Genomic DNA, 26,565 nt, shown 5'->3' with positions numbered 1-26,565 from the left:
GTCCGGTGTCACGCCGTCTCGGTGACGAGGCGTTCGACGGCGGCGACGGCGTCGCCGATCGCCTCCGGGTTCTGGCCGCCGCCCTGCGCGACGTCCGGCTTGCCGCCGCCCCCGCCGCCGAGGGTCTTGGCGGCGGTACGGACGAGGTCGCCGGCCTTGAGGCCGCGCTCGCGGGCCGCCTCGTTGGTCGCGATGACGGTCAGCGGGCGCCCGTTGGCCGTCGTGAACAGCGCGACGACGGCCGGTCGGCCGCCCTGGATGCGGCCGCGCACGTCGAGGACGAGCTTGCGCAGGTCGTCGGCGGAGGTGCCGTCCGGGACCTGGCCGGTGACCAGGGCGACGCCCCGGACGTCGATCGCGGAGTCCACGAGACCGGCGGCGGCCGCGAGGACCTTCTCCGCGCGGAACTTCTCGATCTCCTTCTCGGCGTCCTTCAGCTTGCCGAGCATGCCCGCGATCTTCTCCGGCAGCTCCTCGGGACGGCCCTTGACCAGCTCCTGGAGCTGGGCGACGACCGTGTGCTCCCTGGCCAGGAAGTTGTACGCGTCGACGCCCACCAGGGCCTCGATGCGGCGCACGCCGGACCCGATGGACGACTCACCGAGCAGCTTGACCAGGCCGAGCTGGGCGGTGTTGTGGACGTGCGTACCGCCGCAGAGCTCCTTGGAGAAGTCCCCGATCGTGACGACCCGGACCCGCTCGCCGTACTTCTCGCCGAACTCCGCGATGGCGCCCTGCTTCTTCGCCTCGGCCAGCGACATGACCTCGGCCTGCACGTCGAGCTCGCGGGCCAGGACCTCGTTGATCTTCTGCTCGACGTCGGTGAGGACCGTGCCGGGAACGGCGGCGGGCGAACCGAAGTCGAAGCGGAAGCGGCCCGGGGAGTTCTCCGAACCGGCCTGGGCGGCCGTGGGGCCGAGCGCGTCGCGCAGCGCCTGGTGCGTGAGGTGCGTGGCGCTGTGGGCGCGGGCGATGGCGCGGCGGCGGGTGGAGTCGATGGCCGCGTACGCGGACGCGCCGACCGTGACCTCGCCGACCTGGACGGATCCCTTGTGCACGGAGACGCCCGGGACCGGCTGCTGGACGTCGCGGATCACGATGACGGCGCCGCTGTCGAGCCGGATGCGGCCCTGGTCGGCGAGCTGGCCGCCGCCCTCGGCGTAGAACGGGGTGCGGTCGAGGACGACCTCGACCTCGTCGCCCTCGGTGGCGGCGGGCGAGGGGACACCGTCCACGAGGAGGCCGACGATCGTCGACTCGCCCTCGGTCATGGTGTAGCCGGTGAACTCGGTGACGCCGGAGTTGTCGGCGACCTCGCGGTAGGCGGAGAGGTCGGCGTGGCCGGTCTTCTTGGCCTTGGCGTCCGCCTTGGCCTTGGCCCGCTGCTCCTGCATGAGGCGGCGGAACCCGTCCTCGTCCACGGAGAGCCCCTGCTCGGCGGCCATCTCCAGGGTGAGGTCGATCGGGAAGCCCCAGGTGTCGTGGAGCAGGAACGCCTTGTCGCCGGCGAGGACCGTGCCGCCGGCGGCCTTGGTCTCGGTGACGGCGGTCTCCAGGATGTTGGTGCCGCCCTTGAGGGCCTTGAGGAAGGCGGCCTCCTCCGCGAGCGCGACGGTCTCGATGCGCTTGCGGTCGGTGACGAGCTCCGGGTACTGCTGCCCCATCGTGGTGACCACGACGTCGACCAGCTCGCGGACGACGGAGCCGGTGGCGCCCATCAGGCGCATGTTGCGGATGGCGCGGCGCATGATGCGGCGCAGCACATAGCCGCGGCCCTCGTTGCCGGGGGTGACGCCGTCGCCGATGAGCATGACGGAGGTGCGGATGTGGTCCGCGACCACGCGCAGCGAGACGTCGGTGGACTCGGCGGCGCCGTAACGCACGCCGGTCAGCTCGGTGGCGCGGTCCATGACGACGCGCAGGGTGTCGGTCTCGTACATGTTCTGCACGCCCTGCAGGATCATCGCGAGGCGTTCGAGGCCGAGACCGGTGTCGATGTTCTTGGAGGGCAGGTCGCCGAGGATCGGGAAGTCGTCCTTGCCCTCGCCGGCGCCGCGCTCGTACTGCATGAAGACCAGGTTCCAGATCTCCACGTAGCGCTCGTCGTTGACGGCCGGGCCGCCTTCGACGCCGAACTCGGGGCCGCGGTCGTAGTTGATCTCGGAGCACGGACCGCACGGGCCGGGGACGCCCATGGACCAGAAGTTGTCCTTCTTGCCCAGGCGCTGGATGCGCTCGGCCGGGACGCCGATCTTGTCGCGCCAGATGGCCTCGGCCTCGTCGTCGTCCAGGTAGACGGTGATCCACAGGCGCTCGGGGTCGAGCCCGAAGCCGCCGTCCGCCACGGAGCTGGTCAGCAGCTCCCAGGCGTACTCGATGGCGCCTTCCTTGAAGTAGTCGCCGAACGAGAAGTTGCCGCACATCTGGAAGAAGGTGCCGTGCCGGGTGGTCTTGCCGACCTCCTCGATGTCCGGCGTGCGCACGCACTTCTGCACGCTGGTGACGCGCGGCGCGGGCGGCTTGACCTCACCGAGGAAGTAGGGCTTGAACGGCACCATGCCGGCGGGGACCAGCAGCAGAGTCGGGTCGTCCGCGATGAGCGACGCCGAAGGGACAACGGTGTGACCGCGCTCCTCGTAGAAGCTCAGCCAGCGGCGACGAATTTCTGCCGACTCCATCAGTGGTCCTCATTCCGGTTGTACGAGTGGTAGGGGAGCTTGCGGTAGGGGGCGGGGGCCGGGTGCGGGTCCGCGTCGGCCGCCTCGACGGCCGGGTGGCGGGCCGGCGGCAGTTCGCGGGCGTCCGCCGCTTCGAGGCCCAGCGCCTCGCCGAGTTCGGCCTCGCGCCTGACCATGCCCTCGCGGACGTCCAGCGCGAAGTCCTTCAGCTTGTGACCGGCCACGATCGCCTTGTCGGCGGCCTGCGCCGCGAGGCTTTCGGGGGTCAGCTGCTTGATCTTCCGGTTGACCTTGGTGGTGGCCCACACCCCGGCGGCTGCGCCGGCGGTGAACCAGAACGTACGGCGGAACATCGCTGCGTCAGTCCTTCGATCCGCGGGAGTTTCGGCCGCCGCGCTTCCTGCCGCGCGCGGAGGGGACGGTCCGGCCGACGATCACCGAGCGCCGGGAGCGCGCCTCCGGTTCGGGAGCGGACCGGCGGCCGATGGCCTGCCGGACCCCGTAGCCGAACGCGGCGACCTTGACCAGCGGGCCGCCGAAGGTGGAGGCGACCGTGGTGGAGAGCGCGGAGGCGTTGGAGGTGACCTCCTGCACGTCCGTCGCGATGGCGTCGACCTTGTCGAGCTGGGTCTGCGCGGAGCGTACGGTCGCGGAGGCGTCCGCGAGCAGGGGGACGGCCTGTTCGGTCACGTCCGCCACGAGTTTGGTGGTCGCCCTGAGCGTCTGGGCGAGCCTCACCAGCACGACGGCGAGGAACGAAACCAGGATCGCCCAGAAGACGGCCACCAGGATCCCGGCCACCTCACCACCGGACACAGTGCACCGCGCTCTCTGGCTTGTCGTCTGTCTCTGTCTTGTTCTCTTGCTCCGGCGAGGGCCGTCGTGGTGGCCCGTCACCTTCCCCGAGCCTATCGCGCCGGGGCTCACGCCCCGCACCGCATGACCGGGGCGGGCGACGGGGATCCGGGCGACGAGATTGTACGGAGCGCTTTCAAGCCAGTACTCTGCGTGTCTCATGCGACGCCCTCAGCGCCCTTCTCCGCCCGCCGACGACTCCGGTACCCCGGCCGCCGCCGACGACACCGCCGCACATCCGCACCCGGGCAATCTGCCCGCCGAGCTGAACGACTTCGTCGGCCGGGAGAGCGAACTGGCCGCTCTCGCCGACTCGCTGGAGGAGTCCCGGCTCGTGACCGTGACCGGGGTGGGCGGGGTCGGCAAGACCCGCCTGGTCACCAGAGCCGCGGCCCTGCTGGAGAAACGGTACTGCGACGGGGTGTGGCTGGTGGAGCTGTCCGCCGTCCACGACGCCGGACTGCTGGAACACGCTGTGGCCGAGGCGCTCGGTCTCACCGACCACACCGCCCGGCCGCCCCGCGCCGCGATCGTGGAGCACTGCGCCGACCGCGCCCTGCTGCTGGTGATCGACGGCTTCGAACACCTGGTGGACGACTGCGCCGCGCTGGTACGGGAGCTGCTGCGCCGAGCCCCGCGGCTGCGGGTCCTCGCGGCGGGCCGGCTGCCGCTGGAGCTGGCGGGCGAGGCCGTCCACCCGCTCGCGACCATGACCGACGAGGACGCGCTCCGGCTGTTCGCCGAGCGGGCCGCCGGGGTGCGCCCCGACTTCCGGCTGACCGAGCGCGGCCGCGCCCACGCCCAGGAGCTGTGCCGCCGGCTCGACGGGATCCCGCTGGCCCTGGAGCTGGCGGCGGGCCGGCTGCGGGCCCTGTCGACCGAACAGGTGCTGCAACGGCTGGACGACCGCTTCCGGTTGCTGACCGGCGGCAGCCGGGGGGCGCTGGAGCGGCACCAGACGCTGCGGACGGCCATCGGCTGGAGCCATGAGCTGTGCGCACCGCCGCAGCGGCTGCTGTGGGCCCGGCTCTCGGTCTTCGCCGGGCAGTTCGACCTGGAGGCCGTCGAATACATCTGCAGCGGGCCCGACCTGCCCGCCGACTCGGTGCTCGACGTGCTGTCCGGGCTGCTGGCCCAGTCCGTGGTGCTGCGCGAGGACTCCCCCGCCGGCACCCGCTACCGGATGCTGGACACCGTGCGCGAGTACGGCGCCGAATGGCTGGCCGCCACCGGGGACACCGACCGGCTGCGGCGGCGGCACCGCGACTGGTTCCTGGGGCTCGCGACCTGGTGCGAGCTGGACTGGTTCAGCCCCCGGCAGGCGGAGGTGGCGGCCCGGGCCGAGAGCGAGCTGCCCAACCTGCGCCGGGCCATGGAATGCTCGCTGGAGAGCCCGCAGGACGCGCATCTGGCCCAGTACCTGGCGGGCACGCTGTGGTTTCTGTGGGTGGGCTGCGGGCGCCTCTCGGAGGGGCGGCACTGGCTGGAGCACGTCCTGGAGGAGGACACCCCGTACGACTCCTCCCGGCTGAAGGCCCTGTGGGTGCTGGGATACGTGGCCGTCCTCCAGGGGGACCCGGTGGGGGCGATCTCCGCGCTGACGGAGTGCCGGGAGGAGGCCGAGGCGGCGGGTGACCCCACCGCCGCCGCGTACGCCGTGCACCGCACCGGGTGCCTGGCCCTGGTCACCGACGACATGGAGCGCGCCCGGGGCCTCCTGGACGACGCGCTCACCCGCTACCGGGAACTGGGCGAGCTGAACAGCAACGTCCTGATGGCCCAGGTCGAACTGGCCATGGCCACCGGCTTCCTGGGGGACGCGGAGCGGGCCGTCGCGATCTGCGAGGAGGTCCGGGACATCTGCGAGGACCACGGCGAGCGATGGGCCCTGAGCTACGCGCTGTACGTGCTGGCCTACGCCACTCTGGAGCGCGGCGAGCCGGAGCGGGCGCGGGGGCTGCTCCTCGAATCGCTGGCGATCAGCCACGGCTTCCACGACCTGCTCGGCACGGTCCTCGTCCTCGAACTGCTGGCCCTGGTCACCGTCACCGAGGGGGACGCGGCCGAGGCGGCGCTGCTCCAGGGGGCCGCCGACCGGATCTGGCCGTCGGTGGGGCTGCCGCTGTTCGGATCGGCGTACTACGGGGCGCCGCGGGCCCGTTGCGAGGAGCTGGCGCTGCGGGAGCTGGGCGGGGCGCGGTACGCCGCGGCGCTGGGCGCGGGCGGCGAGCTGGCGCCGGACGCGGCGGTCGCCCGGGCGCTGCTGGCGCGCGAGAACGCGAAAGCCCGCCGCCTCCCCGGGGAACGGGAAGGGGCGGGCCTGAGCGCCGGTGAAGAGCGGCTACGCCTGGATCAGCGGGCGTAGTACTCGACGACGAGCTGCTCGTCGCAGATCACGGGGATTTCCTTGCGGTTCGGGTCCCGGTCAAGGCGGAAGGCCAGGGCCTTCAGGTTCACCTGCAGGTAGCGCGGGGTCTCGCCGTCGGTGTCGTAGCCACCCTCGCGGGCCACCTGGAAGGGCACCTTGGAACGGCTGCGCTCGCGGACCTGGACGACGTCGTCCGGGCGGACGCGGAACGACGGCTTGTCGACCTTGCCGCCGTTGACCTCGATGTGGCCGTGGACGACCATCTGGCGGGCCTGGTAGATGGTCCGGGCGATGCCCGAACGCAGGACCAGCGCGTCGAGACGGCGCTCGAGCTCGACGACCAGCGCCTCGCCCGTCTTGCCCTCGGCCTTCTTGGCGCGGTCGTAGGCACGCGCCATCTGGCGCTCGCTGATGTCGTACTGGGCGCGCAGACGCTGCTTCTCCAGCAGACGGACCTTGTAGTCCGAGTTCTGCTTGCGGCCGCGGCCGTGCTCGCCCGGCGGGTAGGGGCGGGCCTCGAAGTACTTGACCGCCTTCGGCGTCAGCGCGATGCCGAGCGCACGGCTCTTCTTGACCTTGGGACGCGACTGATTAGGCACGTTCTCCAGACCTCCGTTGTAGGTTAGGTTAGGCTCACCTTACTCAAGGAGATCGCATGTCTCGCCCTGGGAACACCACACACGTCACGGACAGCACAGACAGCATCGACGCGCCTGAAGGCGTCGAGATGACGGAGGACCGATCAGATCGTGGTCAGCCGCGTCCCAGCGGGCTTGAAATCACACGGATGCCGTCAGCAGCCGAGCGCACACGAACTCTCGTACAGAGTACCTGCTCCGCGGTGCTGCTCGTTCCCGGGCTCGAATCCGCGGGCTCGGACCAGCTCATGCCGCTGTCCCGGGGCGTGGGCCCGGACGGCGACCTGTTCCTGGAATTCCCCGCGGACTCCCCCGTCGCACGGGCCGCGACGCACGCCCAGGACGACGAGCTGCCCGCCGTGCTGGAGATCACGGACGTCGCTCCGGTCGCCGTACCCCACCGTATCCGGGGCCGGGCCCGGGTCAGCGGCTGGCTGACCGCCGTCCCCGGGATGGCGGGCCCCGGCCGGTCGATGCTCCGCCTGGAGACGCACGAGGCCCACATCGACGACCTGTGGGGCGTGACGGATGTCGAGGCCGAGCGCTTCCGCGACGCCGCCCCCGACCCGCTCGCCGCGCATGAGACGGAGCTCCTCCAGCATCTGTACGCGGCACACCGCGAGGAGCTGGAGACGCTGTGCGGCCTGCTCGGCGAGCGGGCGGTGCGTACCTGCGCCGAGCACCGGCCGGACGTGGTGCCCCTGGCCCTGGACCGGCTCGGGCTGCGGGTGCGCTTTCGCGAGCCGGGCGGCAGCTGCTTCGACGCGCGCTTCGAGTTCCCCCGGCCGGTACGGGACGTCGTGGAACTCAGCCACGCCATGCACACGCTCTTCGCGGCCGCCGCGCGCTGAGGAGCACGCGCCCGGGACTCAGGCCGTGCCGCCCGTCCCGTCCTCGCCCTCCGACCGGCCCAGCCGCTCCCTGACCCGGTCCACCACGTCCGCGTACCGCGCCTCGGCGCCGTAGCGGGTGGGGCGGTAGTACTGCTTGTCGCTCACCGCGTCCGGCGCGTACTGCTGGGCGGCGATGCCGCCGGGGACGTCGTGCGGGTAGACGTAGCCCTGGGCGTGGCCCAGCTTGGCCGCGCCCTTGTAGTGGCCGTCGCGCAGATGGGCCGGGACCGGGCCGGCCAGTCCCTTGCGGATGTCCTCGCGGGCGGCGGAGATCGCCAGCGTCGCCGCGTTGGACTTGGGGGCGAGGGCCAGGGCGATGGTGGCGTGGCTGAGGGTGAGCGCTGCCTCGGGGAAGCCGATCAGGGCCACCGCCTGGGCTGCCGCGACCGCGGTGGGCAGGGCTGTGGGGTCGGCGAGGCCGATGTCCTCGCTGGCCGAGATCATCAGCCGCCGGGCGATGAACCGCGGGTCCTCTCCCGCCTCGATCATGCGGGCCAGGTAGTGCAGGGCCGCGTCGACGTCGGAGCCCCGGATCGACTTGATCAGGGCGCTGGCCACGTCGTAGTGCTGGTCGCCGTCCCGGTCGTACTTCACGGCCGCCCGGTCGACGGTCTCCTCCAGGGTGAGGAGCGTGATCGCCTCCTCCTGCTTGGACAGCGCCGCCCCGGCGGCGGCCTCCAGGGCGGTCAGCGCGCGGCGGGCGTCGCCCCCGGCGATGCGCAGCAGGTGTTCCTCGGCGTCCTCCGGCAGACTCACCGCTCCGCCGAGACCGCGCTCGTCGCCGAGGGCACGGCGCAGCAGGCCGCGCAGGTCGTCGTCGGTCAGGGGCTCCAGTGTCAGCAGCAGCGAGCGCGAGAGGAGCGGCGAGATGACGGAGAAGTACGGGTTCTCCGTGGTCGCGGCGATCAGGGTGACCCAGCGGTTCTCCACGGCGGGGAGGAGGGAGTCCTGCTGGGCCTTGGAGAAGCGGTGGATCTCGTCCAGGAAGAGGACGGTCTCCTTGCCGTACCCCCCGGTGGCGCGGCGGGCGCCCTCGATCACGGCGCGGACTTCCTTGACGCCCGCGGTGATCGCGGAGAGCTCCACGAACCGCTTGTTCGTCGCCTTGCTGACCACGTACGCGAGGGTGGTCTTGCCGATCCCGGGCGGGCCCCAGAGGATGACCGACGAGGGGCCGGCCGGTCCGCCGCCGCTCTCCCCGACCAGACGGCGCAGGGGCGATCCCGGCTTGAGCAGATGCTGCTGGCCGACGACCTCGTCCAGCGTACGGGGACGCATCCGGACGGCCAGCGGGCTGCTGGACGGATCCTTCTCCTGGCGGTCTTCGGCAGCGGCGGTAAAGAGGTCGGGCTCCACGTCCTGAAGCCTATGTCACCGCACTGACAACGGTGCCGGGCCGGTGGTCCGGCCCGGCGGGAGACGATGGTCAGCTGGTCCAGAAGTCCCACCAGCGGGTCAGGATCAGCATGCCGATGATGCCGATCCACAGCACCGGGGGCACCCAGTGGAACTCGGTGAGGCCGTTGCGCAGCCAGGAGGGCGCGGGGATGATCCCGTGCCGGATGTTGTGCGTGGTGACGTAGCAGAACATGAAGATGGTGGCCACCCAGGCGAGGCAGCACCACAGGCACAGCGAGTTGATGTTGTACAGCGACTGGTACTGGAGCCAGGTGCAGAAGCCGACGCCGAACAGCGTGCCCGCGTTCATGCCGAGCCAGTACCAGGGGCGGAAGCGGGCTCCGGCGAGCAGGGCCAGGCCGATGGCGATGATCACCGGGTAGGTGACCATGCCGAGCCAGGGGTTGGGGAAGCCGAAAGCGGACGCCTGCTCGCTCTTCATGATGTTGCCGCAGGCGACCACGGGGTTGAGGCTGCACCCGGGGACGAAGGAGGGATCCTCCATCATCTTGAGCTTGTCGAGCGTGATGACCCATGCGGCGAGCGTGCCGGCGGCGCCCGTGATCATGAGCAGGATGGCCAGTGCGCGGCTGCCGCCGATGGTCCGCTTCCCGCCCCTCTCGTCCTGGTCGGAGGAGGGATGGTCAACCGCTGCAGTCGTCATATCGCCGTTTCCGTCACTGAGTAGCCTGCTGGGGCAGGGTCATTGTGCCGCACGGCACGGCCGCTCTTCCGTTCGATGCACATAAAGACGTACGCGGCCCAGTGGGCCCGTCCGGAAGCGGATCCCGGGCCGCGCAGCCGCGACGGGGCCGTCCCGCCCCGCACACCCTTCCCTCGGGCGTCACATCCCGCACGGACGGAATCACCGTGCGGGATGAATCCGCGCCCACCGAGTTGACGTGGAGCGGGCGGGCGCACCGCCCGCCCGCTCCACGCTTCGTCAGACGAGGCGCGCGCGGACCGTCTCGACCACGTCGGAGACGGGGACCGGCGTCTGCTCGCCGGACTCCATGTCCTTGAGCTGGACGTGGCCCTCGGCCAGGTCGCGCTCACCGGCGACGATCGTGAACCGGGCCCCCGAGCGGTTGGCGCTCTTCATCGCGCCCTTCAGGCCCCGGCCGCCGAACGCGAAGTCCGCGGCCACGCCTTCCCGGCGCAGCTGGGTGACGACGCCGAAGAGCACCCGGCGCGCCTCCTCGCCGAGCGGGACCGCGAAGACGCTGGTGGTGGAGGGCAGTTCCAGCTCGATGCCCTCGGCCTCCAGGGCGAGGACCGTGCGGTCGACGCCGAGCGCCCAGCCCACCGACGGGAGCGCCGGGCCGCCGATCATCTCGGACAGCCCGTCGTAGCGCCCGCCGCCGCCCACCGCCGACTGCGAGCCGAGACCGTCGTGGACGAACTCGAAGGTGGTGCGGGTGTAGTAGTCGAGGCCGCGGACCAGCTTCTCGTCGTCCTCGTAGATCACACCGGCCTCGTTGAGGAGGTCGCGGACCTGCTCGTGGTACGCCTTGCACGCGTCGCAGAGGAAGTCGCGCAGCACCGGGGCGCCGGTGAGCTGCTTCTGGACCTCCGGGCGCTTGTCGTCCAGGACGCGCAGCGGGTTGATCTCGATGCGCCGACGGGTCTCCTCGTCCAGGTCGAGCTCGCGCAGGAAGCCCTGGAGCGCGTCCCGGTAGACCGGACGGCACTCCTTGTCGCCCAGCGAGTTCAGCAGGATCCGGAACTCGCGCAGGCCCAGCGCGCGGTACGCCTGGTCGGCGAGGATGATGAGCTCGGCGTCGAGCGCCGGGTCCTCGGCGCCGATGGCCTCCGCCCCGACCTGCGAGAAGTGGCGGTAGCGGCCCTTCTGCGGGCGCTCGTAGCGGTAGTACGAGCCGGAGTACCAGAGCTTGACCGGCAGGTTGCCCAGCTTGTGGAGGTTGGCCTCCAGGGCCGCGCGGAGCACCGATGCGGTGCCCTCGGGGCGCAGGGCGAGCTGGGAGCCGCCCTTGGTGGTGAGGGTGTACATCTCCTTGGTCACGATGTCGGTGGACTCGCCGACGCCGCGCGAGAAGAGTGCCACGTCCTCGAAACCGGGGGTCTCGATGTAGCCGTAGCCGGAGTTCTTCAGCGGGGCGGCGATCGCCTCGCGCACCGCCAGGTACTTCGCGGAGTCCGGCGGGGTCAGGTCGTACGTGCCCTTGGGGGCCTTGAAGGTGCTCACTGTCGCTCTCGTCACATTCCTCGTCGGGGCGCGTCCGCACCGGTCATCCCGGTCAGAAACGGGTTGGTGGCGCGCTCGCGGCCGATGGTCGTCTGGGGGCCGTGGCCGGACAGCACCACGGTCGAGTCGTCGAGCGGCAGGCACACACGGGCCAGCGACTCCAGGAGCTCGGCGTGGTCGCCGCCAGGCAGGTCGGTGCGTCCGACGGAGCCGGCGAAGAGCAGGTCGCCCGAGAAGAGGACCGGGGGGATCTCCGGGCTCTCGGGCATCCTGAACGTCACCGACCCCTTGGTATGGCCGGGCGCGTGCGAGACGCCGAACTCCATGCCCGCGAGGCTCAGCCGTGCGCCGTCGGTCAGCTCCTGGACGTCGTCCGGCTCCCCCACCGTGAGCTCGCCCATGAGCGGCATCCCGATGGAGCGGCCGAGCGCCTTCTCCGGGTCGCTCATCATGTAGCGGTCCTCGGGGTGGATCCAGGCGGGGACGTCGTGCGCGCCGCACACCGGGACGACCGAGGCGACATGGTCGATGTGGCCGTGCGTGAGGACGACGGCTACGGGCTTGAGCCGATGCTTCTTCAGCGTCTCCTCGACTCCGGCGGCGGCCTGGTGGCCCGGGTCGATGATCACGCACTCCTCACCCGCGGCGGGGGCGACCAGGTAACAGTTGGTCCCCCAGGCCCCGGCGGGGAACCCGGCAATCAGCACGATCGTCCTCAATCGGTAGTCCTGCGCGGAAGAGCGACCGTGAGGTCACAGCAGTTCAGAGCCTACCGGCGCTCCTCATTCCACAGCTAACCCATATACGGTACGGGGCGACCCAGGCCCGAACACACGACGTACAAGGAGAACACCCGGTGGTCACCAGCGATCAGCGGCGGCGGCAGCTCGCCCGGGAGAAGTACGAGCGGCAGCAGCGGCGCCGGGAGGACGCCCGGAAGCGTACGAGGCGGCTGACGCTCGCCATCACCTCGGCGGTCGCCGTGGTGGCGGTCATCGCGGGCGCGACGTACCTCGCCACCAGCGGGGACGACGACAAGGACAAGACGGACGCGGCCGCGAGCCAGAGCCCGTCGGCCGAGACGTCGCCCTCCCCCACGGAGAAGGCGAAGCCGGAGCCGGCGATGAAGATCGACAAGAAGGCCACGTACACGATGTCGCTCAAGACGAGCCAGGGCGACATCTCGTTCACCATGGACGCGTCGAAGACCCCGCACACGACGAACTCCTTCAAGTCGCTGGCCGACAAGAAGTTCTTCGACGGCACCAAGTGCCACCGGCTGACCACGGAGAACATCTACGTCCTCCAGTGCGGTGACCCCAAGGGCGACGGCACCGGCGGTCCGGGCTACACCATCCCCGACGAGAACCTGACCGCGCTGGGCAAGGCGGGCGCGGACGGCTCGGTGACGTACCCGGCGGGCACGGTGGCGATGGCCAACACCGGGCAGGAGCACACCGGCGGCAGCCAGTTCTTCCTGGTCTACAAGGACAGCAAGCTGCCGCCCACGTACACGCCGTTCGGCACGATGGACGCGAAGTCGCTGAAGGCCGTCGAGGCCGTCGGCAAGGCCGGAGTGGACGGCGGCGGCCCCGACGGTGCGCCGAAGAAGGCAGTGAACATCTCGAAGCTGACCGTCGACAAGGTGTGATTGCGGGGGCGGGCGGGCCGGGCGGCGAATAAATCCAGCCGTGCTGAGTGCGGACAGCCGGGCGGCCCGTCGCCTAGATTGGCGTCGTGCAGGGCGGGCGGTGCCCGCCCCAGGAAACTGTGGACGATGCCAGGGGGGTGATCCCCTCGCGGGCATCAGGTGGAGGAGGCGCTGTGAGCAGCGACCCGTGGGGCCGTGTCGATGAGACGGGCACCGTGTACGTGCGTACAGCCGACGGCGAGCAGGTCGTCGGATCGTGGCAGGCCGGTTCACCGGCGGAGGCCCTGGCCTACTTCGAGCGCAAGTACGAGGGCATTGTGGTCGAGATCGGCCTCCTCGAACGGCGGGTGAAGACCACCGATCTGTCCGCGAAGGACGCGACGACCGCCATCGAGCACCTGCGCACCCAGGTCGACGAGCACCACGCCGTCGGCGACCTGGAAGCGCTGCGCAAGCGGCTGGACGCGCTCGTCGCGACGGTCGAATCGCGCCGCGAGGAGCGCAAGGCCCAGAAGGCGAAGCAGGCCGACGAGGCGAAGCATGCCAAGGAGGCTCTGGTCGCCGAGGCCGAGGAGCTGGCGCAGAGCGAGCAGTGGCGCTCCGCGGGCGAGCGGCTGCGCGCCCTCGTGGACACGTGGAAGGGCCTGCCCAGGCTCGACCGCAAGTCCGACGACGAGCTGTGGCACCGCTTCTCGCATGCCCGCTCGGCGTTCTCCAAGCGCCGCAAGGCCCACTTCGCCTCGCTGGACGCCCAGCGCGAGGAGGCCCGCAAGGTCAAGGAGAAGCTGGTCACGGAGGCCGAGGCGCTCTCCGGGTCCACGGACTGGGGGGCCACGGCAGCCCGCTACCGCGACCTGATGACCCAGTGGAAGGCGGCGGGCCGCGCCCAGCGCGAGGCCGAGGACGAGCTGTGGAACCGTTTCCGCGGTGCCCAGGACGTCTTCTTCGCCGCCCGTGGCGAGGTCTTCGCGGAGCGCGACGCGGAGCAGGGCGAGAACCTCAAGCTGAAGGAGGAGCTCGCCGACGAGGCCGAGAAGCTGGTGCCGGTGACGGACCTGAAGGCGGCCAGGGCCGCGTTCCGGGGCATCAACGAGCGCTGGGAGGCCATCGGCCACGTACCGCGTGACGCCCGCCCGAAGGTCGAGGGGCGGATGCAGGCGGTCGAGCGGGCGCTCCAGGAGGCCGAGGAGACCGAGTGGCGCCGGACGAACCCGGAGGCCCGGGCCCGCGCCGCGGGTCTGACCGGTCAGCTCCAGGCGGCCGTGGACAAGCTGCGCGGCCAGATCGACGCGGCCCGCGCCTCGGGCAACAACGCCCGCGCGGACAAGCTGGCCCGTGAGCTGGAGGGCCGGCAGGCCCTGCTCGACCAGGCGCTCAAGGGCCTGGAGGAGTTCGGCGGCTGATCCGGTCCCGTACCGCAGGAGAGGGGCCCTTCCGCGCGAAGCGGAGGGGCCCCTCTCCTGTGCGTGCTTACGGCCGGCGGGCCGAGGTCACCCGGTAGACGTCGTAGACGCCCTCCACGCCCCGTACCGCCTTCAGGACGTGGCCGAGGTGCTTCGGGTCGCCCATCTCGAAGGTGAAGCGCGAGGTGGCCACCCGGTCCCGGGACGTCTGGACGGCGGCGGACAGGATGTTGACGTGCTGGTCCGAGAGGACCCGGGTGACGTCCGACAGGAGGCGGGACCGGTCCAGGGCCTCGACCTGGATGGCGACCAGGAAGACCGAGGACTGGGTGGGCGCCCACTCGACGTCCAGGATCCGTTCGGGCTGCTGGGAGAGCGAGTCGACGTTCACGCAGTCCGCGCGGTGCACGGAGACGCCGCTGCCCCGGGTGACGAAGCCGATGATGGGGTCGCCGGGCACGGGCGTACAACAGCGGGCGAGCTTGACCCAGACGTCGTCGACGCCCTTGACGACGACCCCGGGGTCGGCGTTGGAACGGCGCTTGGTGCGGCTGCGGGAGGGCGGGGTGCTCTCCTCCAGGTCCTCGTTGGCCGCGTCCTCGCCGCCGAGGGCCTGGACCAGCTTCTGCACGACGCCCGCGGCGGCGACATGGCCCTCGCCGATGGCTGCGTAGAGGGACGAGATGTCGGGGTAGCGCATCTCGTGCGCCAGGGTGACCAGAGAGTCGCCGGTCAGGATGCGCTGGATCGGCAGGTTCTGCTTGCGCATGGCCCGCGCGATGGCGTCCTTGCCCTGCTCGATCGCCTCGTCGCGGCGCTCCTTGGAGAACCAGGCGCGGATCTTGTTGCGGGCCCGGGGCGACTTGACGAAGCCGAGCCAGTCGCGCGAGGGCCCGGCGCCGGCCGCCTTCGAGGTGAAGACCTCGACCAGGTCGCCGTTGTCGAGCGTGGACTCCAGCGGCACGAGCCGGCCGTTGACCCGTGCTCCTATCGTGCGGTGGCCGACCTCCGTGTGGACGGCGTAGGCGAAGTCGACCGGGGTGGCCCCGGCCGGCAGCGCTATGACGTCTCCCTTGGGCGTGAAGACGAAGACCTCGTTGCGCGAGAGGTCGAAGCGCAGCGACTCCAGGAACTCGCTGGGGTCCTCGGTCTCCTTCTGCCAGTCCAGGAGCTGGCGGAGCCACGCCATGTCGTTGACGGTGTCCTGGCCGCGCCCGCTGTTCTTGGGGACGTCGGTGCGGACCTTGGAGGCGCCCGCGACGGCCTCCTGCTTGTACTTCCAGTGCGCGGCGATGCCGTACTCGGCGCGGCGGTGCATGTCGAACGTACGGATCTGGAGCTCGACGGGCTTGCCGCTGGGGCCGATCACCGTGGTGTGCAGCGACTGGTACATGTTGAACTTGGGCATCGCGATGTAGTCCTTGAACCGGCCGGGGACCGGATTCCATCGCGCGTGCACGGTGCCGAGCGCCGCGTAGCAGTCGCGGACGGTGTCCACGAGGACGCGGATGCCCACCAGGTCGTAGATCTCCGCGAAGTCGCGGCCCCGCACGATCATCTTCTGGTAGACGCTGTAGTAGTGCTTGGGCCGCCCCGTGACGGTGGCCTTGATGCGGGCGGCGCGCAGGTCGGCCTGGACCTCGTCGGTGACGATGGCGAGGTATTCGTCGCGCTTGGGCGCCCGCTCGGCGACCAGCCGCACGATCTCGTCGTACATCTTGGGGTAGAGGATCGCGAAGGCGAGGTCCTCCAGCTCCCACTTGATGGTGTTCATGCCCAGGCGGTGGGCGAGCGGGGCGTAGATCTCCAGCGTCTCGCGGGCCTTCTTCTCCTGCTTCTCCCGCTTGAGATACCGCATGGTGCGCATGTTGTGCAGCCGGTCGGCGAGCTTGATGACCAGGACGCGCGGGTCCTTGGCCATGGCGACGACCATCTTGCGCACGGTCTCGGCCTGGGCGGCCTCGCCGAACTTGACCTTGTCCAGCTTGGTGACGCCGTCGACCAGCAGGGCGACCTGGTCGCCGAAGTCGCGGCGCAGGGTGTCCAGGCCGTACTCGGTGTCCTCGACCGTGTCGTGCAGCAGCCCGGCCATCAGAGTGGCCGGATCCATACCCAGCTCGGCGAGGATCGTCGTCACGGCGAGCGGGTGCGTGATGTACGGGTCGCCGCTCTTGCGCTTCTGGCCCCGGTGCCAGCGCTCGGCGACCTGGTAGGCCCGCTCGATCTGGCGCAGCGTGGAGGTCTCGGTCTTGGCGTCGTTGCCGCGGACGATCCGCAGCAGCGGTTCGAGGACCGGGTTGTACGGGCTGGAGCGCTGGACACCGAGACGGGCGAGGCGGGCGCGGACGCGGTTGGAGGAACCGCCGGAGCGGGAGGCCGGGCCGGTGGGCGAGGCGGATCCGGCGGCGGGCTTCGCGGGGGGCTTGGGCGCGGTCGGGGCGGGGGCGGCCGGCTGGGCGGGGGAAGCGGGCGCCGGGCCGTTGGCCTCGGCGGGCGCGGGGCCCGTGCCGGGCTGGGGCGCCGGAGGCTTCGGCTTCTCCGCGGATTCCTGCTTCGCGGGCGTGGCGGAGGCGCCCCCGGGCTTGTCGGGCTGCGGGGCGGCGACTGGCTGGGCCTCGTCTGGCAAGAGCGCTCCTCGTGCGGATCCGGACACACCCGGAAGGGCCATCGTAACGACCCGGCGGCCGGTCCTCCCCCGGGGACCGTGAGAGCCCTGACAACGCCGACGGGCACCCGGTTGTTCCCGGGTGCCCGTCGGCGTCGCTGCGGCAGGTCCTCAGACCGTGATCAGGGCCTCCAGCGGGGCCCCGCGCAGGCTGTCGGCCAGGCGGGCCCGGCCGGACAGGAAGCCCAGCTCCATGAGGACGGCGACCCCGGCGACCTGGGCGCCGGCCCGGCGGATGAGCTCCAGGGACGCGTCGGCGGTGCCGCCGGTGGCGAGCACGTCGTCGATGACCATGATCCGGTCGTCGGCGGACAGGTCCTCCGCGTGGATCTCGATCTCGGCGGTGCCGTACTCCAGCTCGTACGCCTGGCTGAGCGTGGCCCCCGGCAGCTTCCCGGCCTTGCGGACCGGTACGAAGCCGAGGCCGGCCCGGACCGCGACGGGGGCCGCCAGGATGAAGCCGCGGGCCTCCAGGCCGACGATCTTCGTGGCGCCGTGCCGCCGGCACAGCTCCGCGAGGGCGTCGGTGAGGGCCGTGAAGGCGACCGGGTCCGCGAGCAGCGGGGTGATGTCCTTGAACATCACGCCCGGCTTCGGGTAGTCCGCCACGTCACGGATACGGCTGAGCAGGAGCTCCCTGATGCTGTCGGTGGTGCTGGTCATCAGCGCTTCCCCGGGGTCCGGCCGTGGCCCCTGGGCTGCTGGCGCTGTCCGACGACCGCACCTGCCGGAGCCGCGTCCTCGTAGTCGTCCTCGCCCCGGTCGTCCTCGGTCTCGCCCTTGGCCGCGGCGGCCGCGCGCTTGGCGAGGACCCGCTTCTTGAGGGCCTTCATCTGCGGCTCGCGTTCCTTGAGGTCGGCGACCAGCGGGGTGGCGATGAAGATCGAGGAGTACGCACCGGCCGCGAGGCCGACGAAGAGGGCCAGCGAGATGTCGTTCAGCATGCCGGCGCCGAGGACGCCGCCACCGATGAACAGCAGACCGGCGACCGGCAGCAGGGCGACGACGGTGGTGTTGATCGAGCGGACCAGCGTGCTGTTGATCGAGCGGTTGGCGACGTCGCTGTACGTCCACCGGGTCTGCTTGGTGATCCCCTTCGTGCCCTCCTTGAGGCTGTCGAAGACGACGACCGTGTCGTAGAGGGAGTAACCGAGGATGGTGAGCAGACCGATCACGGTGCCCGGGGTGACCTCGAAGCCGACCAGGGCGTAGACACCGACCGTGATGGTGATGTCGTGGATCAGCGCGACGAGGGCCGCCACCGCCATCCGCCACTCGAAGGCGATGGCCAGGTAGATCACGACCAGGATCATGAAGACCCCGAGGCCGGTCCACGCCTTGTTGGCGATCTGCTCGCCCCAGCTGGGACCGACGAGGTCGGCGGCGATCTTCTCGCGCGGGACGTCGAGGTCCTGGGCGAGCTTGTCCTGGATCTCGTCAGACTTCTGGGTGTCGACCTCGGTGATCTGGATGCGCAGACCGCCGTTGCCGAGCTTCTGGACGATGGCCTGGTGGCCGGAGGCGTCCGACGCCAGGTCCTCCGCCTCGGAGACGGACACGCTCGTCTTCGGGGTGGTGAAGACGGCACCGCCCTTGAACTCGATGCCCATGTTCAGGCCGCTGACCACCAGGCCGAGGATGGCCGTGATGGTGATCAGGACGGAGACGCCGTACCAGATCTTGCGCTTGCCGATGAAGTCGTAGCCGACCTCGCCTCGGTAGAGACGGGCGCCGAGATTCCCGAGTCGCGACATCTCACGCCTCCTTCGGTTCGGTGGGGGCGTTGACACGGCGGGAGCGGCGCAGCGGCGGCTTGGCGCCGAGGCGCTTCGGGTCCAGACCGGACCAGGGGTGGCCGCTGGCGAAGAACTTCTTGCGCGCCATGATCGTCATGAGCGGCTTGGTGAAGAAGAACACCACGACGACGTCGAGCAGGGTGGTGAGACCCAGCGTGAACGCGAAGCCCTGGACCTTGCCGACGGTGACCACGAAGAGCACGGCGGCGGCGAGGAACGACACGAAGTCGGAGACCAGGATGGTGCGCCGGGCGCGCGGCCAGCCGCGTTCCACGGCGGGGCGCAGCGTACGGCCCTCGCGGATCTCGTCCCGTACGCGTTCGAAGTAGACGATGAACGAGTCGGCGGTGATACCGATGGCCACGATGGCACCGCAGACGGCCGGGAGGTTCAGCGCGAAGCCGATGGCCGGGCCGAGCAGCGACATGATCGTGTAGCTGAGGATGCCGGAGACCAGGAGGCTGAGCAGGGCGATGAACGCCAGGCCGCGGTAGTAGGCCACCAGGTAGATGACGACGAGGGCGAGGCCGATGGCGCCGGCGATGAGCCCGGCCTTCAGCTGCTCGCCGCCGAGCGCGGCGGTGACGGTGGTGACGCTCTGCTCCTTGAAGGAGAGCGGGAGCGCACCGTAGGAGAGCTGGTTGGCCAGGGCCTCGGCGGAGTCCTGGTTGAAGCTGCCGGAGATCTCGGCGCTGCCGCTCAGCTGCTCGCTGACCCGGGGGGCGGAGACGACCTCGCCGTCCAGGGCGATGGCGAACTGGTTCTGCGGCTCCTGCTGCGTGGAGAGCTTCTTGGTGATCGCCTGGAACTGCTTGGAGCCCTTGCCGGAGAACTCCATCTGGACGATCCACATGCCGCGCTGCTGGTCGAAGGCGGCCTTGGCGGTCTTGACCTCGGTGCCGGAGACCTCGGCCGGGCCGAGCACGTACTTGGCGTCGCCCTCCTGGCTGCACGCCACGACCGTGTCACCGGCCTTGCTGCCCCGGGCGGCCTCGGCACGGGACGCCTTGCTGGAGCAGTCGAGCGACTCGAACTGCTTCTGGAGCTTGGCGGCGGCGGCCTGGTCCTCGGCGGACGCGGACTCACTGGCCTTCGGCGTGGCGCTGGCCTTCGGCGACGGCGAGGAGTCGGCCTTCAGGGCGCCGGTGACCGCGCGGCCCTGGGTGGTGGCGGACGCGGACGGCTTGGACGAGGGGCTGGCCTTGTCGCCGTCCGTCGCCTTCTCGGAGGCGGACGCCTTCGGCGAGGGGGAGGTGCTGGCCTTGCCGGAGGGGGAGGCGCTGGGGTCCGGGGTGGGCGCGCCCTGGGCGACGGTCAGCACCGGCCGGAAGTACAGCTTGGCGGTGGTGCCGACCTGCGCCCTGGCCTCGGCGGAGTTCGTGCCCTTGGGGATGTTGACGATGATGTTGCGATTGCCCTGGGTCTGGACCTCGGCCTCGCTGACCCCCAGACCGTTGACACGGCGGTTCATGATGTCGACCGCGGTGTCCATGTTGGTCTTGTTGATCGCCTTTTCCTGGCCGGGCTCGGCCTTGGCCTCCAGCGTGATGGAGGTGCCGCCGGCCAGGTCGATGCCGAGTCGCGGCGTCGGCTGATCGGCCAGGAACATCCCGCCGGTGAGGGCCACCATGGCGATCAGGATCAGCGCCAGGGAACGCCCTGGCTTCCCCTGACCACCGGCCGCGCCTCGGCCCTTCTTCGGTGCTGCCACCTTGTCGTTTCTCCCTGTCCAACCGCCCCGCGCCGGGTATGCGTCCGAGCGGCCACGAAGTTTAGTGGGGACCCGCCCCCGCGAAGGCACGCACGCACCGGGGTGCCGGACGCCTGTGGGCTCACGGCATCCCCGGGTCGCGGTGTGCTACTTCGCGTCGGCCTCGCCGTCGGCCTTGCCGTCGGACTTCTTGTCGTCCGCGGCCTCGGCGTCGTCGTCCGAGTCCGTCTTCTTGACCAGGTCGGTCTTGACGTCGTCGGCCTCGGTCAGCGAGGAGGCGTCGTCCGGCACGACCGCGCCGTCGACGTCGAGCTCCGGGTCGTCGCCGTGGACGATGCGGTTGTACTCCGCGTCGTCCAGGACGGCGCCGATCGCGTTCTTCGCGTACACGGCGTGGACGCCGGGGGCGACCTCAAGGAGGACCGTGTCGTCGTGAAGCTCCTTGACGGTGGCGTACATGCCCCCGATCGTGCGGACGCCGGTGCCGGGCTGCATCTCATTGCGCATGGCCGCAGCCGCCGCCTGCTTCTTCTTGGCGGACCGCGTCATCAGGAACATGGCCCCGATGAGCACGATGAAGGGGAGGAGAGTCACGGGATTCACGGGACGAATTTCCTTCGCACGACCGCACTGGAGAACGGCCTGGTCTACGGGGGTGGGTACACCGACCCGTTACGGGCGGCATCGGCGGAGTCTAAGCGAGTCCGCATCGATGGAACAACGCCCAGCATGGCACCGTGGTTCCGCTTGCGGTCAACCTGTGACGCATCACGCCCCGAACAAACCCTGTTGTCCCGTTACGCCGTGCTGCGGAGGAACCAGTCCCAGGTGGGCCCAGGCGGCCGGGGTGGCGACCCGTCCGCGCGGCGTCCTGGCCAGCAGTCCTTCCCGTACGAGGAAGGGCTCGGCGACCTCCTCGACGGTCTCGCGCTCCTCCCCCACGGCCACCGCGAGCGTGGACAGGCCCACCGGACCCCCGCCGAACAGCTTGAGCAGCGCCCCCAGCACCGCCCGGTCCAGCCGGTCCAGGCCCCGGGCGTCGACCTCGTACACCCCGAGGGCCGCCGACGCGACCTCCCGGTCGATGCGGCCGTCGGCCTTGACCTGGGCGTAGTCCCGCACGCGGCGCAGCAGCCGGTTGGCGATACGGGGCGTGCCCCGGGAGCGCCCGGCGATCTCGGCGGCGCCCTCGGCGTCCAGCTCGACGTCCAGCAGGCGGGCGGAGCGGTGGATCACCCTTTCCAGCTCGGCGGGGGCGTAGAACTCCATGTGCCCGGTGAAGCCGAAGCGGTCGCGCAGCGGGGGCGGCAGCAGCCCGGCCCGGGTGGTGGCGCCGACCAGCGTGAAGGGGGGCAGCTCCAGCGGGATCGCGGTGGCGCCGGGGCCCTTGCCGACGATGACGTCGACCCGGAAGTCCTCCATGGCCATGTACAGCATCTCCTCGGCGGGCCGGGACATGCGGTGGATCTCGTCCAGGAACAGCACCTCGCCCTCCTGGAGCGAGGAGAGGATCGCCGCGAGGTCGCCGGCGTGCTGGATGGCCGGGCCGGAGGTGATCCGGATCGGGGCGTTCATCTCCGCCGCGATGATCATGGAGAGGGTGGTCTTGCCGAGGCCGGGCGCGCCGGAGAGCAGGACGTGGTCGGCGGTGGCGCCGCGGGCGCGGGCGGCCTTGAGGACCAGGTCGAGCTGTTCGCGGACCTTTTCCTGGCCGACGAACTCGTCCAGGTCCTTGGGGCGCAGCGCGGCCTCGACCGCGGTGTCGTCGCCGTCCGCGCCGGCGTCGACCAGCCGCTCGTCGAGCCGGTCGTCCGTGCCAGCTCCGGTGTCGTCCCAGTTCATCTCGTCTGTCCGCCTCGGATGTATCGGTGCCCGGCCGGGTGGCCGGCCGGGCGGAGAAGGGGTGCCCGTGCCGCTCAGCGCGCCCGGTTGAGGGTCTGCAGGGCGGCGCGCAGCAGCTGCGGCACGGGTGCCTGGCCTCCGGCGGCGAGGGCTTCCTCGGCCTGGGGCGCGACGGCGGCGACCGCCTCGTCGGCCTCGCGGGTGGCGTAGCCGAGGCCGATCAGGGCGGCCTGGAGCTGGTCGCGCCAGGAGGCGGAGACGGCGGTGCCGATGCCCTGGCCGGGGGCGTGGGTGCCGATGGGTTCGCCGAGCCGGTCCTTCAGTTCCAGCAGGAGCTTCTGGGCGCCCTTCTTGCCGATGCCGGAGACGGCGGTGAGCGCCTTCTCGTCGCCGGTGGCCACGGCGAGCCGCAGGGCGTCCGGGGTGTGCGTGGCCAGCATGGCCTGGGCGAGCCGGGGGCCGACGCCGCTGGCGGTCTGGAGGAGCTCGAAGACCTGCCGCTCGTCGTCGTCGGCGAAGCCGTAGAGGGTCAGCGAGTCCTCGCGGACGACGAGCGAGGTGGCGAGTCTGGCCTCCTGGCCGACGCGCAGGGCGGCCAGGGTGTTCGGCGCGCACTGGACGGCCATGCCGATGCCGCCGACCTCGATGACGGCCGTGGTCGGGGCGAGAGCGGCGACGGGGCCGGTGACGAAGGCGATCATCGGGGGACCTTCCGGACGGGTACGGCTGCGGTGCGCGGGACGCGCGGGGGGCGGGCGGCGGCCGCCGCGTGCGCCTGCTGGAGTCGGTTGAGGGCGGGGGCGCGCCAGATGTGGCAGATGGCGAGGGCCAGGGCGTCCGCGGCGTCGGCCGGTTTCGGCGGGGCGTCCAGCCGCAGGAGGCGGGTCACCATGGCTCCCACCTGCGCCTTGTCGGCGCGTCCGCTGCCGGAGACGGCGGCCTTGACCTCGCTGGGCGTGTGCAGGGCGACCGGGAGGCCGCGCCGGGCCGCGCAGAGCATGGCGATCGCGCTGGCCTGGGCGGTGCCCATCACCGTACGCACGTTGTGCTGGGCGAAGACGCGTTCCACGGCGACGCAGTCGGGGCGGTGTTCGTCCAGCCATTCCTCGATGCCGCGCTCGACGGCGACCAGGCGGTGGCCGAGCTCCGCGTCGGCGGGGGTGCGCACGACGCCCACGCCGAGCATGGTGAGCGGGCGGCCCGCGACGCCCTCGACCACGCCGACCCCGCACCGGGTCAGTCCCGGGTCCACGCCGAGCACGCGCACGGTCGCCCCTCCCTGCCGATCGGTCAACTGTTCCAGTGTTTCAGCAGGCTATCGGTCACCACCGACAATGCGGACGGGCCGGCGGGGTGTGTCCCCCGCCGGCCCGTCCGCAACGGCTGTGTCGGACGCGGCTCAGGCGTCGACCTTCGCCATGACCTCGTCGCTGACGTCGAAGTTGGCGAAGACGTTCTGCACGTCGTCGCTGTCCTCCAGCGCGTCGATCAGCTTGAAGATCTTGCGGGCGCCCTCTTCGTCCAGGTCGACCTGCATGGTGGGCAGGAAGTTGGCCTCGGCCGAGTCGTAGTCGATGCCCGCCTCCTGGAGCGCGGTGCGGACCGCGACCATGTCGGTGGCCTCGCTGACGACCTCGAAGGTGTCGCCGAGGTCGTTGACCTCCTCGGCGCCCGCTTCGAGAACGGCACCGAGCACGTCGTCCTCGGTCAGCTCGCCCTTGGGGACGATGACGACGCCCTTGCGGTTGAACAGGTACGAGACGGAACCCGGGTCGGCCATCGAACCGCCGTTGCGGGTCATGGCGACCCGTACGTCGGACGCGGCACGGTTGCGGTTGTCGGTCAGGCACTCGATGAGCACCGCGACACCGTTGGGGCCGTAGCCCTCGTACATGATCGTCTGGTAGTCGACGCCGCCCGCCTCAAGACCGCCGCCGCGCTTGACCGCGGAGTCGATGTTCTTGTTCGGGACCGAACTCTTCTTCGCCTTCTGGATCGCGTCCACGAGGGTCGGGTTGCCCTCGGGGTCCACACCACCGGTGCGGGCCGCGACCTCGATGTTCTTGATCAGCTTCGCGAAGAGCTTGCCGCGCTTGGCGTCAATCACGGCCTTCTTGTGCTTCGTCGTAGCCCATTTAGAGTGGCCGGACATCTGCCTTCTCCTTCGCGTCACCAAATTCCGTACGAACCCGAGAGATCCTACCGGGATCGAGTCACCCGGCCGCGCGCACCATCTCGGTGAAGTACGCGTGGAGTCGGTGGTCCCCGGTCAGTTCCGGGTGGAACGACGTGGCAAGGGCGTTGTCCTGGCGTACGGCCACGATGTGGCCGCCGTGCTCCGCGATCACCTTCGCCCCGGCGCCCACGGACTCGACCCAGGGGGCCCGGATGAAGACGCCCTCGACCGGCCCGCCGTCGATCCCGGCGACGTCGACGGCCGCCTCGAAGGACTCGTTCTGCCGCCCGAAAGCGTTACGGCGCACGATCATGTCGATGCCGCCCAGCGTCTCCTGGCCGGACCGGGGGTCGAGGATCTTGTCGGCGAGCAGGATCATCCCGGCGCAGGTGCCGTACACCGGCATCCCGGCCGCGATCCGCTCGCGCAGGGGGTCCAGCATGCCGAAGAGGGCGGCCAGCTTGGACATGGTGGTGGACTCGCCGCCGGGCAGGACCAGGCCGTCCACCTCGGCCAGTTCCTCGGGGCGCCGGACCGGCCTGGCCAGGGCATCCGCCGAGGCCAGGGCGATCAGGTGTTCCCGTACGTCGCCCTGGAGGGCCAGGACTCCGATCACAGGGGTGTCGTTCATCGGTGACTACCAGCCGCGGTTGGCGTAGCGCTCGGCCTCGGGCAGCGTGTCGCAGTTGATGCCGACCATGGCCTCGCCCAGGTTCCGGGAGGCGTCCGCGATGACCTTCGGGTCGTCGTAGAAGGTGGTGGCCTTCACGATGGCGGCGGCGCGCTTGGCCGGGTCGCCGGACTTGAAGATCCCGGAGCCGACGAAGACGCCCTCGGCACCGAGCTGGCGCATCAGCGCCGCGTCGGCCGGGGTGGCGACGCCGCCCGCGGAGAACAGCACGACGGGCAGCTTGCCCAGCTCCGCGACCTCCTTGACCAGCTCGTAGGGGGCGCGCAGGTCCTTGGCCGCGGCGTACAGCTCGTTGTTGTCGAAGCCGCGCAGCCGGGCGATCTCGTTCTTGATCTGGCGCAGGTGACGGACGGCCTCCACCACGTTCCCCGTGCCCGCCTCGCCCTTGGAACGGATCATGGCCGCGCCCTCGGCGATCCGGCGCAGCGCCTCGCCCAGGTTGGTGGCGCCGCAGACGAAGGGGGTGGTGAAGGCGAACTTGTCGCTGTGGTTGACCTCGTCGGCCGGGGTCAGGACCTCGGACTCGTCGATGTAGTCGACGCCGAGGGACTGGAGGACCTGCGCCTCCACGAAGTGACCGATGCGGGACTTGGCCATCACCGGGATGGACACCGACTCGATGATCTCCTCGATCATGTTCGGGTCCGACATCCGGGCCACGCCGCCGTCCTTCCGGATGTCGGCCGGCACCCGCTCCAGGGCCATGACCGCCACGGCGCCCGCGTCCTCGGCGATCTTCGCCTGCTCGGCGTTGACGACGTCCATGATCACGCCGCCCTTGAGCTGCTCGGCCATGCCGCGCTTGACGCGGGCGGTGCCGGTGGCCGGGGCGTCGGCGGACTGCGAAGTGCTGGGAAGCGTGGACACGGATGACCTCACTGGGGGGAGCGGATGCGGGCGCGCCGAATGACGCACTGCCGAGCAAACTCCTCCGCACCAGTCCACAGCAAGGGCCAATGGAAGGCCGGTGGATCGTTTTCGCCGGCCTCCCCGCGCGCGGGGACGGGGCGCTGTCCGTCAGCTGCCCGGCCGGTCCGCCAGGGCCACCGGCGGCTCGTCGTCCATCTCGAAGGCCAGCGGGAACGGCGCGTGCCCCGCCAGCCGGAACCACCGCACCGTACGGTGCCGGCGCAGCGCCCGCGCGGCCCGGACCGCGTCGTTGTGGAAGCGGCGCGCCATCGGCACCCGCCGCACCGCGGCCGCCAGCTCGGACGCCGCCTCCTGGCCACCGGGGATCTCCCGTACCGCCTCCACCTGCGCGCTCTCACCGAACACCGCGCGCAGGGCGGCGCTCAGCTCGCTCTCGGCGACCTCGCGGTGGTCCTGGGGCGACTGCCTCGCGGCGTGCGCGGCCTCGTACAGCACGATCGACGCGGCCGGGTCGAGGACGCCGGAGGTGGCGAGCTCCTGGGTGACCGAGGCCCGGCGCAGCAGTTGGGCGTCGAGGGCCGCCCGGGCCGCGTCGATGCGGGTGTGCAGCCGGTCGAGGCGGCCCGCGGTCCAGCTGAGGTACAGGCCGATCGCGACGAGCACCACGACGGCCCAGATGATGAGGGTTACGGTCACGGGCGGCAAGGCTACCGGGGCGAAGGCC

Annotated in this window: 24 protein-coding genes; 4 read left to right on the top strand and 20 right to left on the bottom strand. The window is 71.1% G+C overall.

What is annotated here, in order from left to right:
• Positions 1-8 precede the first annotated feature (8 nt).
• Genes alaS through ACZ6C6_RS23935 form a run of 3 tightly spaced genes read right to left on the bottom strand, consistent with a single transcriptional unit; the run spans position 9 to position 3,479 of the window.
• Positions 9-2,678: an alanine--tRNA ligase gene (gene alaS, locus ACZ6C6_RS23945; protein ID WP_469205293.1), complete on the bottom strand. Its 2,670-nt coding sequence runs from the start codon at positions 2,676-2,678 to the stop codon at positions 9-11.
• Positions 2,678-3,031 (bottom strand): DUF6167 family protein, encoded by a 354-nt coding sequence (locus ACZ6C6_RS23940; protein WP_469205292.1) that lies wholly within the window; start codon positions 3,029-3,031, stop codon positions 2,678-2,680. Before ACZ6C6_RS23940 ends, alaS begins: the two co-directional genes overlap by 1 nt.
• Before the next feature lie 7 nt (positions 3,032-3,038).
• The gene (locus ACZ6C6_RS23935) at positions 3,039-3,479 is read right to left on the bottom strand and encodes a DUF948 domain-containing protein (protein ID WP_469205291.1); all 441 of its coding nucleotides are present in this window, start codon (positions 3,477-3,479) and stop codon (positions 3,039-3,041) included.
• A 214-nt stretch (positions 3,480-3,693) separates the two neighbouring features.
• Between ACZ6C6_RS23935 and ACZ6C6_RS23930 the strand changes: the two genes are divergently transcribed.
• On the top strand, positions 3,694-5,898 hold the full coding sequence (locus tag ACZ6C6_RS23930; protein WP_469205290.1) for an ATP-binding protein: 2,205 nt from the start codon (positions 3,694-3,696) through the stop codon (positions 5,896-5,898).
• On the opposite strand, the gene rpsD is transcribed toward ACZ6C6_RS23930, so the two are convergent.
• Complete coding sequence (gene rpsD / locus ACZ6C6_RS23925; protein WP_018524225.1) at positions 5,886-6,500, bottom strand: 30S ribosomal protein S4; 615 nt, start codon at positions 6,498-6,500, stop codon at positions 5,886-5,888. The two genes, ACZ6C6_RS23930 and rpsD, sit on opposite strands and share 13 nt — an antisense overlap.
• Before the next feature lie 188 nt (positions 6,501-6,688).
• Here rpsD and ACZ6C6_RS23920 point away from each other — a divergent pair, with 188 nt between their 5' ends.
• Complete coding sequence (locus ACZ6C6_RS23920) at positions 6,689-7,390, top strand: DUF2470 domain-containing protein (RefSeq protein ID WP_469205289.1); 702 nt, start codon at positions 6,689-6,691, stop codon at positions 7,388-7,390.
• Positions 7,391-7,408: 18 nt separating this feature from the next.
• Here the strand turns inward: ACZ6C6_RS23920 and ACZ6C6_RS23915 are convergent, their stop codons facing one another.
• From ACZ6C6_RS23915 to ACZ6C6_RS23900, 4 genes are all read right to left on the bottom strand, one after another.
• Complete coding sequence (locus ACZ6C6_RS23915) at positions 7,409-8,788, bottom strand: replication-associated recombination protein A (protein ID WP_469205288.1); 1,380 nt, start codon at positions 8,786-8,788, stop codon at positions 7,409-7,411.
• Between the two features lie 70 nt (positions 8,789-8,858).
• Positions 8,859-9,494: a vitamin K epoxide reductase family protein gene (locus tag ACZ6C6_RS23910; protein ID WP_365684138.1), complete on the bottom strand. Its 636-nt coding sequence runs from the start codon at positions 9,492-9,494 to the stop codon at positions 8,859-8,861.
• 279 nt (positions 9,495-9,773) lie between these two features.
• A complete protein-coding gene (gene hisS, locus ACZ6C6_RS23905; RefSeq protein ID WP_469205287.1) occupies positions 9,774-11,036 on the bottom strand; it encodes a histidine--tRNA ligase in 1,263 nt (420 codons plus the stop codon).
• A gap of 11 nt (positions 11,037-11,047) precedes the next feature.
• Complete coding sequence (locus ACZ6C6_RS23900) at positions 11,048-11,743, bottom strand: MBL fold metallo-hydrolase (protein WP_469205286.1); 696 nt, start codon at positions 11,741-11,743, stop codon at positions 11,048-11,050.
• Positions 11,744-11,892: 149 nt separating this feature from the next.
• Here ACZ6C6_RS23900 and ACZ6C6_RS23895 point away from each other — a divergent pair, with 149 nt between their 5' ends.
• On the top strand, positions 11,893-12,687 hold the full coding sequence (locus ACZ6C6_RS23895; protein WP_469205285.1) for a peptidylprolyl isomerase: 795 nt from the start codon (positions 11,893-11,895) through the stop codon (positions 12,685-12,687).
• A 173-nt stretch (positions 12,688-12,860) separates the two neighbouring features.
• Complete coding sequence (locus ACZ6C6_RS23890; RefSeq protein WP_469205284.1) at positions 12,861-14,090, top strand: DUF349 domain-containing protein; 1,230 nt, start codon at positions 12,861-12,863, stop codon at positions 14,088-14,090.
• A 67-nt stretch (positions 14,091-14,157) separates the two neighbouring features.
• On the opposite strand, the gene ACZ6C6_RS23885 is transcribed toward ACZ6C6_RS23890, so the two are convergent.
• From ACZ6C6_RS23885 to ACZ6C6_RS23830, 12 genes are all read right to left on the bottom strand, one after another.
• Positions 14,158-16,716 (bottom strand): RelA/SpoT family protein, encoded by a 2,559-nt coding sequence (locus ACZ6C6_RS23885; RefSeq protein ID WP_469205283.1) that lies wholly within the window; start codon positions 16,714-16,716, stop codon positions 14,158-14,160.
• Positions 16,717-16,866: 150 nt separating this feature from the next.
• Positions 16,867-17,418 (bottom strand): adenine phosphoribosyltransferase, encoded by a 552-nt coding sequence (locus ACZ6C6_RS23880; RefSeq protein ID WP_469205282.1) that lies wholly within the window; start codon positions 17,416-17,418, stop codon positions 16,867-16,869.
• Positions 17,418-18,509, bottom strand: coding sequence for a protein translocase subunit SecF (gene secF, locus ACZ6C6_RS23875; RefSeq protein ID WP_469205281.1), 1,092 nt, complete (start codon positions 18,507-18,509; stop codon positions 17,418-17,420). Before secF ends, ACZ6C6_RS23880 begins: the two co-directional genes overlap by 1 nt.
• Position 18,510: 1 nt before the next feature.
• Positions 18,511-20,262, bottom strand: coding sequence for a protein translocase subunit SecD (gene secD / locus ACZ6C6_RS23870; protein WP_469205280.1), 1,752 nt, complete (start codon positions 20,260-20,262; stop codon positions 18,511-18,513).
• Between the two features lie 147 nt (positions 20,263-20,409).
• A complete protein-coding gene (gene yajC / locus ACZ6C6_RS23865; RefSeq protein ID WP_469205279.1) occupies positions 20,410-20,865 on the bottom strand; it encodes a preprotein translocase subunit YajC in 456 nt (151 codons plus the stop codon).
• Positions 20,866-21,030: 165 nt separating this feature from the next.
• The gene (gene ruvB, locus ACZ6C6_RS23860; protein ID WP_365684158.1) at positions 21,031-22,104 is read right to left on the bottom strand and encodes a Holliday junction branch migration DNA helicase RuvB; all 1,074 of its coding nucleotides are present in this window, start codon (positions 22,102-22,104) and stop codon (positions 21,031-21,033) included.
• 74 nt (positions 22,105-22,178) lie between these two features.
• Positions 22,179-22,805, bottom strand: coding sequence for a Holliday junction branch migration protein RuvA (gene ruvA, locus ACZ6C6_RS23855; RefSeq protein ID WP_469205278.1), 627 nt, complete (start codon positions 22,803-22,805; stop codon positions 22,179-22,181).
• Positions 22,802-23,371 (bottom strand): crossover junction endodeoxyribonuclease RuvC, encoded by a 570-nt coding sequence (ruvC, locus tag ACZ6C6_RS23850; RefSeq protein ID WP_361025896.1) that lies wholly within the window; start codon positions 23,369-23,371, stop codon positions 22,802-22,804. Before ruvC ends, ruvA begins: the two co-directional genes overlap by 4 nt.
• A 132-nt stretch (positions 23,372-23,503) precedes the next feature.
• The gene (locus tag ACZ6C6_RS23845) at positions 23,504-24,256 is read right to left on the bottom strand and encodes a YebC/PmpR family DNA-binding transcriptional regulator (RefSeq protein WP_365684162.1); all 753 of its coding nucleotides are present in this window, start codon (positions 24,254-24,256) and stop codon (positions 23,504-23,506) included.
• A gap of 61 nt (positions 24,257-24,317) precedes the next feature.
• Complete coding sequence (pdxT, locus tag ACZ6C6_RS23840; RefSeq protein WP_469205277.1) at positions 24,318-24,911, bottom strand: pyridoxal 5'-phosphate synthase glutaminase subunit PdxT; 594 nt, start codon at positions 24,909-24,911, stop codon at positions 24,318-24,320.
• Between the two features lie 6 nt (positions 24,912-24,917).
• On the bottom strand, positions 24,918-25,838 hold the full coding sequence (gene pdxS, locus ACZ6C6_RS23835; protein ID WP_469205276.1) for a pyridoxal 5'-phosphate synthase lyase subunit PdxS: 921 nt from the start codon (positions 25,836-25,838) through the stop codon (positions 24,918-24,920).
• 150 nt (positions 25,839-25,988) lie between these two features.
• Positions 25,989-26,537: a LemA family protein gene (locus ACZ6C6_RS23830; protein WP_018524205.1), complete on the bottom strand. Its 549-nt coding sequence runs from the start codon at positions 26,535-26,537 to the stop codon at positions 25,989-25,991.
• Positions 26,538-26,565: the final 28 nt, after the last annotated feature.

It is taken from the genome of Streptomyces sp. NPDC041814 (assembly GCF_055590565.1).
Note: the sequence above shows the minus strand (reverse complement) of the source record. Positions and strands in the feature narration are given on the sequence as shown.

What these genes read in the sequence shown, in the direction of transcription:
- alaS (WP_469205293.1), bottom strand. Translation starts at nt 2,678, where the DNA reads ATGGAGTCGGCAGAAATTCGTCGCCGCTGGCTGAGCTTCTACGAGGAG.
- ACZ6C6_RS23940 (WP_469205292.1), bottom strand. Translation starts at nt 3,031, where the DNA reads ATGTTCCGCCGTACGTTCTGGTTCACCGCCGGCGCAGCCGCCGGGGTG.
- ACZ6C6_RS23930 (WP_469205290.1), top strand. Translation starts at nt 3,694, where the DNA reads ATGCGACGCCCTCAGCGCCCTTCTCCGCCCGCCGACGACTCCGGTACC.
- ACZ6C6_RS23920 (WP_469205289.1), top strand. Translation starts at nt 6,689, where the DNA reads ATGCCGTCAGCAGCCGAGCGCACACGAACTCTCGTACAGAGTACCTGC.
- ACZ6C6_RS23910 (WP_365684138.1), bottom strand. Translation starts at nt 9,494, where the DNA reads ATGACGACTGCAGCGGTTGACCATCCCTCCTCCGACCAGGACGAGAGG.
- ACZ6C6_RS23880 (WP_469205282.1), bottom strand. Translation starts at nt 17,418, where the DNA reads ATGACCAGCACCACCGACAGCATCAGGGAGCTCCTGCTCAGCCGTATC.
- secF (WP_469205281.1), bottom strand. Translation starts at nt 18,509, where the DNA reads ATGTCGCGACTCGGGAATCTCGGCGCCCGTCTCTACCGAGGCGAGGTC.
- ruvB (WP_365684158.1), bottom strand. Translation starts at nt 22,104, where the DNA reads ATGAACTGGGACGACACCGGAGCTGGCACGGACGACCGGCTCGACGAG.
- ruvA (WP_469205278.1), bottom strand. Translation starts at nt 22,805, where the DNA reads ATGATCGCCTTCGTCACCGGCCCCGTCGCCGCTCTCGCCCCGACCACG.
- ACZ6C6_RS23845 (WP_365684162.1), bottom strand. Translation starts at nt 24,256, where the DNA reads ATGTCCGGCCACTCTAAATGGGCTACGACGAAGCACAAGAAGGCCGTG.
- pdxT (WP_469205277.1), bottom strand. Translation starts at nt 24,911, where the DNA reads ATGAACGACACCCCTGTGATCGGAGTCCTGGCCCTCCAGGGCGACGTA.